The organism is Campylobacter concisus (assembly GCF_002912895.1).
In the GTDB taxonomy this organism is placed as follows: domain Bacteria; phylum Campylobacterota; class Campylobacteria; order Campylobacterales; family Campylobacteraceae; genus Campylobacter_A; species Campylobacter_A concisus_G.
Map to the genome: position 1 here is coordinate 1 of NZ_POZX01000041.1, position 11,072 is coordinate 11,072.

The following is an 11,072-nucleotide window of genomic DNA, read 5'->3' on the forward strand; positions in this document are numbered from 1 at the left end:
GATCTCAATATCTGTTTGGGGGATGAAATACTAATGAAAATAAAAATTTTATTGGCTTTTTTATTTTTAAATATTGCTTTTGCTAATCAGCTTCAAGAGGAAATGGACTCTTATGATAAAATTTTTGAAAAAATAAAGGAAAAAAGAAGCGGTCTTAGTGATATTGAGCTTTCGAGCATAAAAAATCCTTTTAAGCAAGAACCTATCAAGACGGTAACAGATCAAAATTTATCAATTATCACTCAAGCTTCAAAAGGGCTTAGTTTAAAAGCAATTTTATTAAACAAAGCAAATATTGATTCCAAGTGGTATGCTGTCGGTGATATTGTTGATGGTTACAAAATAACCAACATTACTAAAAATAGTGTTTTTTTAGTAAAAGGTGACGAAAAACAAGAGCTAATTTTAAAAAATGGAAGTAAAAATGTTGAGATTAAAATTAAATAAAATATTAATAATAGGTGCACTATTTTGCTTAAATATGAATTATGCTAGCGCCAATGAAAGTAGTTGTTTAAGCAAGAATTTTAATATGAAAATTTCAGATGATGTTGCGCTAGTAGATGTGTTGAATCAGCTTTCAGAGATGTGTAACTTCAGTATTGTTGCAAAGGATACTTATAGCAAAACAGAGCTAAAAGATAAAGTTTTTGGCGTTAATATCAGAAATATGAGTCTTAGCGAAGTTTTCGACCTACTTTTAAGTGAGAAAAATTTAAGCTACGAGTTTTCAAATAATGTATTAAAAATTTCATCTTTAAAAACTCAAATTTTTAAACTAGATTATATAACTTCTATTAGAGAAGGAACTGCTGTCACCCAAGCTTCAGTGGATGCTACTCCATCTGAAATTTCTAGTGGTTCAAGTAGTGGCGATAATTCCCAAGATGATAGTTCTCAAGGTTCAAGCAACCTTATAAAAACTACTGAAAGGTTTGACTTTTGGGAAAAACTAGATGCTGAGCTCAAAGCTATTTTAAATAATAGTAGTGAACATATCACAGCGCCTGATCCTATCATAAATCAAAATGCGGGACTTATCACTGTTACGGCCACTCCTTCTCAACTTAAGCGAGTTGAGAAGTATATAGATGAAATGCAAAAAAGACTAAAAAAACAAGTAATTATTGATGTTTCTATTATTTCAGTTGAGTTAAATAATGAATACAAGCAAGGCGTTGATTGGAGTAAATTTGAACTTGGATTTAATACATACATTGGCAATTCAAGAAACAATCCTAGCTCAAGTGCAACTTGGACAAATAAAGGAAATAGCCTAAGTGATGGATTTGGACGCACATTAAATATTGCAGCTAATTTAAATTTTAGCCTTGATGGGATGATAAATTTTCTTGAAACAAATGGAAAGACAAAGGTTATATCAAGCCCAAAAGTAACAACACTTAATAATCAGCAAGCTCTAATCTCAGTTGGTGATAACATAAACTACCGTGTTCAACAAAAGACTGACAATGGAAACAGCAATAGTGATAGGCTGACAACTACTTATAAACAATACTCTGTTTTTATAGGTATATTATTAAATTTACTACCAGAAGTCTCTGATAATAATAAAATCATGCTTCGAATCAATCCATCGCTTAGTAACTTTAAATACGCTGAAGATGACACAAGACAAAATGCGTTAAGAGAGATTGCTCCAGATACGGTGCAAAAGAAGCTTTCAACTGTTGTTCAAGTTGATAGCGGTGATACTATTATTCTTGGTGGATTAATAGGCCAGACAAAGGGTAAAAATAATACTTCTATACCTCTTCTTTCTGATATCCCCCTTATAGGCGGAGTCTTTAAAAGCACAAGAGACAATATAAAGACAACAGAGCTTATCTTTGTCATCACTCCTCATGTAGTTGATTTTGACAAAAAAAAGCCACTTAATCAATCACTAAAAGACTTAGGTTTTTCTAAAACGATCTATGAATAACAAGAATATTTATACAGATATAAAAGATATCTTTATCAACGAAGACGAAGTAGCTGATTTTGTTAATCTAGATAACTCAATCACTTGTTACAATAAGATCGTCTCGGCTCTAAAAAAGCCATTAAAGCTTATACTTTTTTATGGCAAGCCTGGTAGTGGAAAGACCTTTTTGTTAAACAAGATAGCCTCTGATCTTCAAAAGGACAAAAAATTAATTTTTTTCCCGCATCCTTTTTTTAGCGAAGCTACATTTATAGAAGCTCTTTGTGAAGATATATACGGAAATAAGCTTGATAATATAAATAATTTTGAAAGTTTTGTTGCACACTACTCAAAAGAATTTAAAAATAAAGATGAAATTTTACAAAACCAAATAGTCGTTATCCTAGATGAAGCGCAGCTTTATCCTACTGAATTGATCGAAAAAATAAGGCTGATGGCCGATACAAGATTATTTAAATTTCTATTTACGATTCATAAAACTGAAAATGAAGATGTGTTAGCAAAGGACTATTTTCAAACCAGAATTTGGGAGAGTATAGAGCTTGGAAGTGCAAACACGAATGAAATCATAGTCTATTTGCAAAGAAAAATAGGACAAAAGGGCTACGATAAATACCTAAATTTTCAGAAAAAAGACTATGACAAGGCCTATGAGCTTTGTTGCGGAAATCTACGCACACTAAATAAAATCATGTATAAATTTTATGAAATTTGTGAATATTATGAACAAAATCAGCCATCAAAACTAAGTAGCGAGAACGCAAATATTAAAATTTTGACAATGTCTGCACTTGATACAGGAATAATTCATGCTTGAGTTACAAGAAATTCAAAGGCTAGAAAAGCTCTATGAAGAGTACGAAAAAAAGAATAAAAATAGCCTTTTAAAATTGTTGTCACATAAAAAGCTAGGTCTTTTAATAATTACGATCTTGCTAATTGCTTTTATCTTTGGTGCTTTTTTATTTTTCTCAAATACCAAAAACAAAAAAGAGACAACCAATACTCCAACTTTAGTTGAGAAAAATTTGACGATACAAACAGATATAAAAGAAAAAAACATAACCTTTGCTGAAACCAATATCAGCAAAAATATTTTAGAAGATGGCAAGCAAAAAAGCGAGCAGGCAAAAGAGAGATTTGAATCAGATAAGAAACAAGATGAGCTCGCTGAGAAAATAGCTAAAAAGCTAGAACAATCCATAAAACTAAATGAAGATAATAAAGAGCAGGCATCAGATAAAAAACAAAGAAGTGGTGGCGGTTGGCTAAAGCTAAATTTACCAACTGAAAATGAAAATATGCAAAATGAACAGCCTTTACCAAATGAAGAGGTAATAGAACTAGAACCAAAGGCAAAGCCAAAAATTGATATTCAAATTTCAAGTGAAAACAATGAAATTTCTATGCTAAAGGAAAATTTTAATAAAAGCAAAAATCCAGAAATTGCCCTTAAAATAGCAAGAAAATGCTATCAAGATAAAAGATATATCGACACTATAAAATGGGCACTATCGGCGAATAATTTAGATAGTAGCATTGAGGAGTCTTGGGTCATGTTTGCTAAGGCAAAATATATGCTAAAACAAAAAGATGACGCATTGCGTGCATTAGAAGAATATAATAAAAATAAAAATAAGCCCGAGATAAATGAGCTAATAAATAAGATAAAAAGTGATACGTTGTGAAATTTTTACTTATTATATTTTTATCATTAAATGCCTTTGCGCTTGGGACGGCTGACATTAAAAGTTATTTTGAAAAAGCTGAATATCCTAAAATTTGTAATCAAAAAATACAAGATTTTTTAAAAGATTCACAAAATGAAGAATTTCTTAATATCTTTGGTATATCTTGCTTAAAAATAAATGATATAGATAGGCTCGCTCTTCCAGCAAGCAAGCTATCAAAAACACAAAGCTTAAGAGAGAATGCAGCATATTTTGCTGATATATTGCTTAAAAAAAAGCTATTGCTTCATGCTATCTTGGATGGGGCTGATATAAGCTATATTAGGCTTCCAAAGAGCGATTACATTCTTTCATTTATATTTGATAAATTTGTCAAAAAAGAATACGTTGAGGAGCTTGGCGTATTTATTTTTGAAGAGCCAAATTCAGACACAAGATATGAGCTTAGTGCAATCGTTAGCTCAAATTTTGCAAAAATGATTTTAAAAATTTTTAAAAATGACGATCTTGCTTCGCAGATTGAGTATAGATAAAGAGAAGAGATGAATAATTTAGAAAATTTAACGCTAAAAACATTAGAGCAACTTAATAAACTAAATGATGAGCAAATTTTAAAGATTATAGAGATAAAAAAGATAAACGAAAAAAGTCTTTTGGCTATTTTGCTTGAAGAAAATATGCTAGAAGAAGAGATTTTTTTTGAAATTCTATCTGATATTTATAGAAGAGGACACACTGACATTGATGAAATTTCAACAAGCCTTCAGATAGATCAAAAGCGCTTCATTCAATATGTATGCGATAAATTTAAAATCACTTTTTTTGATCTTGATGATATAGATATCGACTACCGTATCAGCGAAAAGCTAAGCACCTCTCAGCTAAAATCATATAACGCCATCCCTGTAAAAGAAGATGAGATAAGTGTTTATGTAGCTTTTAAAAATCCTTTTGATGTGATCATTCAAGATAAAGTTCAAAATTTATTTAACAGAAAGCTATTAAAAGTAGCTTGCGCCGATCCAGCCCAGATAGAAAAATATATAAACAAAATAGCTCTTAATGAAAGCATAAAAGATGTTATTACAGAGATCAGAAAAGAGATTTCAAGCTCTAGCAGCCAAGGGCAAAGCACAGAAAGCTCTGGAATTTTAAAGCTAATTGAGATAATTTTAAAAACATCTATTCAAAGCAGAGCGAGTGATATTCATATCGAGCCAACCGAAACAAATTGCATAGTAAGAAGTAGGATAGATGGCATGCTAAGTGAGACATTTATATTTGATAAAGATATCTATCCGCCGATGGTAAGCCGTATGAAGCTACTTTCAAATATGGATATCACGGAGCGCCGCCGCCCACAAGATGGTAGATTTTCAGCTCAAATTTTAGATAAAGAGTACGATTTCCGTATCTCTACACTACCTATTTTAAACGGTGAAAGCATAGTTTTAAGAATTTTGGACAAATCAAAAGTTATCATAAACATTGAAGACCTCGGTATGCATCCAGATAACTTTGCTAAGTTTAAAAAGAGTATGAAAGCGCCTTATGGTATCATCCTAGTTACTGGTCCGACAGGATCAGGAAAAACAACTACGCTTTATGGTGCATTAAATGACATAAAAAGTGTAAAAACTAAGATTATTACTGTTGAAGATCCGGTCGAGTATCAGCTAAATATGATCCAACAAGTACATGTCAATGAGAAGGCTGGGCTTACTTTTATCTCGGCTCTTCGCTCTATTTTAAGGCAAGATCCAGACATTATTATGATAGGTGAGATCAGAGATCAAGAGACGCTTAGAATCGCAATTCAAGCAGCACTAACTGGCCACTTGGTTTTTTCTACACTTCATACAAATGACGCTATTAGCGCTTTACCTCGTATGGTCGATATGGGTATTGAGCCATATCTAGTAAGTGGCGCACTAGTTTGCATAGAGGCTCAAAGGCTTGTAAGAAAGCTTTGCCCGTATTGCAAACAAAAAGTCACGCTATCTCAAAAAGCTCTTGATGAGATTAAGAAATTTCTTCCTGAAGATTATCAATTTTATAAAAGCGTAGGTTGCCAGCACTGCTCACAAACTGGATATCTAGGGCGTGAAATGATAAGCGAAATATTATCCATCAGTGATCATATAGCAAGTATCGTAGCAAATAACGCTTCAAAAGAAGAGCTTAAAAAGGCCGCCTATGACGAAGGCTTTATAGATATGTTCCATGATGGCGTTATACGCGCAGCAAATGGTGTAACAACAATCGAAGAAGTATATAGAGTTGCCAAGATATGAAATTTTACGAAATAGAATATATAAAAGATGGCAAACGCCAAAAGATGAGCCTAAAGGCTAATAGCAAAAATGATGTAAAAAATCGTGCAAATATTCAAGGCATGATAGTAAAGATCAAAGAAACTCAGGTCTCAAGTATCAACAATGATTTTTTGGACTTGCAAGAAAAATTTAACAAAATTTTCTCTTCTTCGAAAGTAAAAATTCCAGCTCTAGTCGCTACCATAAGGCAACTTAGCGTTATGACTAATGCTGGCATATCAATACATGATGGCATAAAAGAGACAGCAAATGCTACCGAGGATAAAAGGCTAAAAACAATATTTCAAACGCTAGATGAAGACCTAAATCAAGGTGCGAGCTTAACGCAAAGTATAGAAAATTTTCAAGAAGAGCTAGGCGATGTCACTGTTGCCATGGTAAGGCTTGGAGAGAGTACTGGTAATATGGCCGATGCATTATCAAAGCTAGCTTCTATCTTACAGGAAGTCTGGGATAACCAGCAAAAATTTAAAAAAGCCATAAGGTATCCAATAACCGTAATATGCTCTATAATTTTGGCTTTTATTGTGCTTATGACATCAGTTGTTCCACAATTTCGAGAAATTTTTAGCCAGCTTAATGCCGACCTCCCTCTTCCTACTAAAATTTTACTAAACATTGAATACATAATGAGCAATTACGGCATATATATAATAGTTGTTCTTGTCGCATTTGCTTTTTTGCTAAAAAGGCAATATTCAAATGATGAAAATTTTAGGGATAAGGTCGATAAATATCTACTAAAAGTCTATCTTGTAGGCAAAATAATATTTTTTGCAAATATGAGTAGATTTAATCTAATCTTTACAGAGCTTGTTCGCGCAGGACTTCCTATCGCTGATGCGCTAGATACTGCCGTTGTAACTGTTTCAAATCAAGATATAAGAAATAAGCTAACTGCTGTAAAAGTACTGGTTGGTCGTGGCATAAGCTTAACCGAGGCCTTTAGGCAAACTGGACTTTATGAGGGTATGCTTATACAGATGATAGGTGCTGGCGAACAAAGTGGTAGCTTAGATGACATGACACAAAAAGTTACTGATTATTATAGAGTGAAATTTAATGATATTATTGATAATATTTCAAACTATATTGAGCCGATACTACTAATATTTATCGCAGCTATGGTGCTTTTGCTCGCCCTTGGTATATTTATGCCAATGTGGGATATGGCAAAAGCTGTTAAAAATTAAATCAACATTTAAAGGAGTAAAATGCCTATAGAAAGAGAATATGGCGTTGATGAGAACGCATTTTTAGTTTCAAAAACGGATACAAAAGGAAGGATTACTTATTGCAACGAGCCTTTTTTAAATATCGTAGGAGTAAAACAATGTGATCTCTTAGGAAAACCGCACAATATAATAAGACACACTGATATGCCAAGAGTTATTTTCAAGCTACTTTGGGAACGCATACAAAATAAAGAGGAAATTTTTGCCTTTATTAAAAATAAAACTCTCAATGGTGGATTTTACTGGGTATTTGGCAATATCACAGCCTCGCTTGATCAGCAAGATAATATCGTTGGATACTATTCTGTTAGACGTAAGCCAAATGCAAAAGCAATAGAGATCATAAAACCACTTTATGCAAAACTACTTGAGCTAGAACGAGATGGCGGTATTGAAGCGTCTAAAAAATATTTATTAAAATTTTTGGAAGAAAAATCAACAAACTATGATGAATTTATAAATAACTTGCAAAGGTTCTAGATATGTTTAAGAAAAAATCAAATGCAATAAATGAGATTTTAAGTGTTGTCAAATCGGCAAGCAATGGCATACTAGAGCCTCGCATTGTAAATGTTGGAGAAAAGGACGAGATGTATGAAGTCGCCCTTGGCATAAATGATCTATTAGATCAGGTTGAGGCGCTTCAACGTGAAATTTCAACCTCAGTCCAAGCTGCACAAAACTCAAAAACATATAGAAATATATTTGTAGAAGGGTTTAGGGGTTTATTTAAACGAAATGCCATATCTATGAGCAAGGGTGTCACAGGTATAAAAGACGGCCAAAAAAGCAAGGTTAGAGGTCTTCTATCAAGCGAGCTTGACAAACTTGGAAACGGTATAAATGGTATAAATTATGTAAGAGATGATCTAAATGAAAGTATCAAAAATTTAAGCCAAACAGCAACAGATGCTAGACAAACTGCACAAATAGCAAGAGAAAATATGTCAAACATCGTCGAGCTTAGTCAAAACATGGGAGAGCTTGATGGTCTAGTACAAAGCTGCTCAAATGCTACTGGCATGCTAAGCACTAGGGCTTCTGAAATAAGCTCTGTTTTAAATTTAATAAAAGATATTGCCGATCAGACAAATCTACTTGCTCTTAACGCCGCCATTGAAGCTGCCCGCGCAGGAGAGCACGGACGTGGTTTTGCGGTAGTTGCTGATGAGGTAAGAAAGTTAGCCGAAAATACACAAAAAGCCGCAAGCGATATAGAGGTCAATATAAAAACACTTCAGCAAGAGGTAAATGATATCGATGAAAATTCTAAAAAAATCGATGAAATTTCTAAACTAACGACACAAAATGTAGAAAATTTCAAAAAGGTATTGAGCGAGTTTAATGCAAACGCACAAAATACTGCTCAAACATCAAAATATGTCGAAAATAAAACCTTTGCCATAATCGCAAAAATTTCGCAAATTGCCTACAAAACTAAAGTGTACTCTGATCTTATAAACGAACAAGGATACAGCGAGGAAATACGTGATTTAGCGCAAAGTCTGCTAGATTGGTATGAGAACGAGAGTATAAGCGAACACAAGCAAAATAAAAATTTTGATAAGTCAAAAGAGCTTACATCGTCGCTAAATAATGAAATCAAACTCTTGCTCGAGAAGTCAGCCTCTGGCTACAACGAACAAAATTTGAATTATTTTGTTGATAAGTCTAAAAAAATAGAAGATCTAAGCGAGCAAATTTTTACTTCGTATAACGAAATTTTTAAAGATAAAAACTAAAGTGTTAAATTATCTTTGATGTTTTTTGGGGTGGTCAAAAAATAACGCTTTTGCACCACCCTCTTTTAACTCACTAAATTTACATCCAAACTCAACGCAAAATATTCCAGAAGTTGGGATATTATCTATTGACGAATCGCTTAAATACTCACAAATTTCGGTAATACTCGGGTTATGTGTGATGATAAAAATTTCATCCAAACTCTCATCTATATTTTTGACAAATTTTAAAAGATCTTCAAAACTTATATCATAAAGCTCATCTATAAGATCGATCTCTTCTTTAAATTTTAAAGTTTTAGCGATAATCTTTGCCGTTTGTTCGCATCTTTTGGCACTGCTTGAAAAGATGGCTCCTGGCATCACATCATACATTTTTAGTCTATTTGCCATAAATTTAGCGTCTTCTTTGCCTTTTTGACTAAGCTCTCTTAAGGCATCTTTAGCTCCATCCTTATTCTCATCAACCGCTTTTGAATGTCTTATGAAATAAATTTTACTCACTATCTCTCCTTTGAGAAATTCTTTATCAAGCAAAGCTCTTCTTTACTAAATCCGGCTTTTAAGCGATCTTGCTCATTGATCTCTCTAATATTTTTAAATGAATTTGGATATAAACTTAAGATAATGTCAAAGTAGCTATTTTCGTCAATACCCTCTTTTTTGCAAGCAAACTTAAACCACTTATCGCCTTTATAAACATGAGAGACTTCCTCCTTTAAGATGACTTTTAGGCACTCTATCAGCTCTTCATTTCCGCCCTCGCCTTCAAGTCTTTTTATAATATGAGCGTTTGCATCAAGTCCATTTGCTTCCATATATCTTGGTAGTAGTGCCATACGGCTAGTTAGACTATCTGAAGTCTTTTGAAGTGCGATAAAAAGCCCGTCGTGCACACTTAGCTCGCCGTATCTACCGCCTTGTTTTAAGAGCAAATTTTCTATCATACAAAAGTGTCTGATCTCATCTTCAGCCACTTCTAGCCAATCTTCATAAAATTCTCTTGGCAAATTTCTAAATCTATAACAAGCATCAAGCGCGATGTCAATAGCACTAAATTCAATATGAGCTACCGAGTGGATAAAATTTAAATTTTTATCTTTTGGCTTTACTTTTTTGTTTAGCTCTTTCATGCTAACTACTTTACAAAATTTTGCGTAGCTTGGCGTTATTAGCTCGTTTGGCTTAGAGCTTTCGTAAAAATTTATATTAAAATCTCGTTTAAATTTCTCATAAAATAGCTCAAATTTTAGAAATTTAAGCCCAATCTCACCTTCATTTAAAATTTCCCAAATTTCATCAAAAAAATTCATATTTTCTCTTTATTTAAATCTGTATTTACGAGTGTAAATTTATATAAATAAAGCTTAAAATTTGAGCCTAATATTTGTTTTAAAAGGTTTTTAGTAAAAATTTCTAATTTATTTTGCTTTGCCATATCCAGCAAATCTATTTGCTGCCAAGCAACTTGAATTTGAGCACCTTACAAGGTAGCTATTTATCTCTTGATTTCCTTTTAGATGCACATTTTTTTGTTTTAGATTCATATAGCTATGAATTATCTTTCCGCCAGAATTATGTATAAATTTTACTGTCTCATCGCCAAGAACAGCCGTAACTATGCCAACATGAGTGATATTTTTCTTATCTTTATTTTTCTGAACACCCCTACCAAGAGTATTTGAGAAAAATACAAGATCGCCTATTTTTGGATTTTTATGAGTAATTAAATTTTTACTTTCATAAAAATTATAGATCGCTTTTGACTTTCTACCGCCATTATCGTAGTAGCGATTTATTATCTTTTCATCAAAATACATATTTTGATACTTTGCATTTACGATAGAAACGAATCCTGAACAATCACCGCCAGCTCTTGTATTTAGGTATTTTTTAAAAAAAGAACCAAATTTTTTATCTTCTCTATCGTTTCTTAATAGTTTTGGCTAAGTCTTTTAAAATCCTCTTTTGCTATGGCATTTAGTTTGGTTACAATTTGAGATGAGATGATACTCTCCTCGCTTTGTTTGCCTTCTGTTGCAGACATCAAAAGATCAAACGATAAATCTTCTGCGATGATCCTTATCATGTTTTGCTCAAGCTCTTTTTGCGTGCGCTCT

At 32.8% G+C, this 11,072-nt stretch carries 11 protein-coding genes and 2 pseudogenes; 9 read left to right on the forward strand and 4 right to left on the reverse strand.

Annotation, left to right across the window (positions count from 1 at the left end):
• From CYP51_RS05055 to CYP51_RS10250, 9 genes are all read left to right on the forward strand, one after another.
• On the forward strand, nucleotides 1-447 hold a 447-nt coding region (locus CYP51_RS05055; protein ID WP_219809034.1), incomplete at its 5' end, for a hypothetical protein.
• Nucleotides 425-1,945: a pilus (MSHA type) biogenesis protein MshL gene (mshL, locus tag CYP51_RS05060; RefSeq protein ID WP_103624618.1), complete on the forward strand. Its 1,521-nt coding sequence runs from the start codon at nucleotides 425-427 to the stop codon at nucleotides 1,943-1,945. The genes CYP51_RS05055 and mshL, both read left to right, overlap by 23 nt.
• Entirely contained in the window at nucleotides 1,938-2,765 is an 828-nt protein-coding gene (locus CYP51_RS05065; protein WP_103624619.1) for an ATP-binding protein, read from the forward strand. Before mshL ends, CYP51_RS05065 begins: the two co-directional genes overlap by 8 nt.
• On the forward strand, nucleotides 2,758-3,636 hold the full coding sequence (locus tag CYP51_RS05070; RefSeq protein ID WP_103624620.1) for a transformation system protein: 879 nt from the start codon (nucleotides 2,758-2,760) through the stop codon (nucleotides 3,634-3,636). Before CYP51_RS05065 ends, CYP51_RS05070 begins: the two co-directional genes overlap by 8 nt.
• The gene (locus CYP51_RS05075) at nucleotides 3,633-4,172 is read left to right on the forward strand and encodes a hypothetical protein (RefSeq protein ID WP_103624621.1); all 540 of its coding nucleotides are present in this window, start codon (nucleotides 3,633-3,635) and stop codon (nucleotides 4,170-4,172) included. Before CYP51_RS05070 ends, CYP51_RS05075 begins: the two co-directional genes overlap by 4 nt.
• A 9-nt stretch (nucleotides 4,173-4,181) precedes the next feature.
• Complete coding sequence (locus CYP51_RS05080; protein WP_103624622.1) at nucleotides 4,182-5,933, forward strand: GspE/PulE family protein; 1,752 nt, start codon at nucleotides 4,182-4,184, stop codon at nucleotides 5,931-5,933.
• Nucleotides 5,930-7,168: a type II secretion system F family protein gene (locus CYP51_RS05085; protein WP_072594213.1), complete on the forward strand. Its 1,239-nt coding sequence runs from the start codon at nucleotides 5,930-5,932 to the stop codon at nucleotides 7,166-7,168. The genes CYP51_RS05080 and CYP51_RS05085 overlap by 4 nt, the downstream gene beginning before the upstream one ends.
• A 21-nt stretch (nucleotides 7,169-7,189) precedes the next feature.
• Complete coding sequence (locus CYP51_RS05090; protein WP_103624623.1) at nucleotides 7,190-7,690, forward strand: PAS domain-containing protein; 501 nt, start codon at nucleotides 7,190-7,192, stop codon at nucleotides 7,688-7,690.
• A 494-nt stretch (nucleotides 7,691-8,184) separates the two neighbouring features.
• Nucleotides 8,185-8,952 carry a methyl-accepting chemotaxis protein gene (locus tag CYP51_RS10250; RefSeq protein ID WP_410002895.1) on the forward strand — a complete coding sequence of 256 codons (768 nt, stop codon included), beginning with the start codon at nucleotides 8,185-8,187 and terminating at the stop codon, nucleotides 8,950-8,952.
• A 9-nt stretch (nucleotides 8,953-8,961) separates the two neighbouring features.
• On the opposite strand, the gene CYP51_RS05100 is transcribed toward CYP51_RS10250, so the two are convergent.
• From CYP51_RS05100 to CYP51_RS05115, 4 genes and pseudogenes are all read right to left on the reverse strand, one after another.
• Nucleotides 8,962-9,456 carry a SixA phosphatase family protein gene (locus tag CYP51_RS05100; protein ID WP_103624625.1) on the reverse strand — a complete coding sequence of 165 codons (495 nt, stop codon included), beginning with the start codon at nucleotides 9,454-9,456 and terminating at the stop codon, nucleotides 8,962-8,964.
• Nucleotides 9,456-10,265: a ferritin-like domain-containing protein gene (locus CYP51_RS05105; protein WP_103624626.1), complete on the reverse strand. Its 810-nt coding sequence runs from the start codon at nucleotides 10,263-10,265 to the stop codon at nucleotides 9,456-9,458. The genes CYP51_RS05100 and CYP51_RS05105 overlap by 1 nt, the downstream gene beginning before the upstream one ends.
• Before the next feature lie 108 nt (nucleotides 10,266-10,373).
• Nucleotides 10,374-10,820: pseudogene (locus CYP51_RS05110) on the reverse strand (NlpC/P60 family protein); the annotation flags it as partial.
• A gap of 65 nt (nucleotides 10,821-10,885) precedes the next feature.
• Nucleotides 10,886-11,072: pseudogene (locus tag CYP51_RS05115) on the reverse strand (murein hydrolase activator EnvC family protein); the annotation flags it as partial.

Coding starts and splice junctions, on each gene's coding strand:
- CYP51_RS05065 (WP_103624619.1), top strand. CDS start 1,938: ATGAATAACAAGAATATTTATACAGATATAAAAGATATCTTTATCAAC.
- mshL (WP_103624618.1), top strand. CDS start 425: ATGTTGAGATTAAAATTAAATAAAATATTAATAATAGGTGCACTATTT.
- CYP51_RS10250 (WP_410002895.1), top strand. CDS start 8,185: ATGGGAGAGCTTGATGGTCTAGTACAAAGCTGCTCAAATGCTACTGGC.
- CYP51_RS05105 (WP_103624626.1), bottom strand. CDS start 10,265: ATGAATTTTTTTGATGAAATTTGGGAAATTTTAAATGAAGGTGAGATT.
- CYP51_RS05080 (WP_103624622.1), top strand. CDS start 4,182: ATGAATAATTTAGAAAATTTAACGCTAAAAACATTAGAGCAACTTAAT.
- CYP51_RS05070 (WP_103624620.1), top strand. CDS start 2,758: ATGCTTGAGTTACAAGAAATTCAAAGGCTAGAAAAGCTCTATGAAGAG.
- CYP51_RS05085 (WP_072594213.1), top strand. CDS start 5,930: ATGAAATTTTACGAAATAGAATATATAAAAGATGGCAAACGCCAAAAG.
- CYP51_RS05090 (WP_103624623.1), top strand. CDS start 7,190: ATGCCTATAGAAAGAGAATATGGCGTTGATGAGAACGCATTTTTAGTT.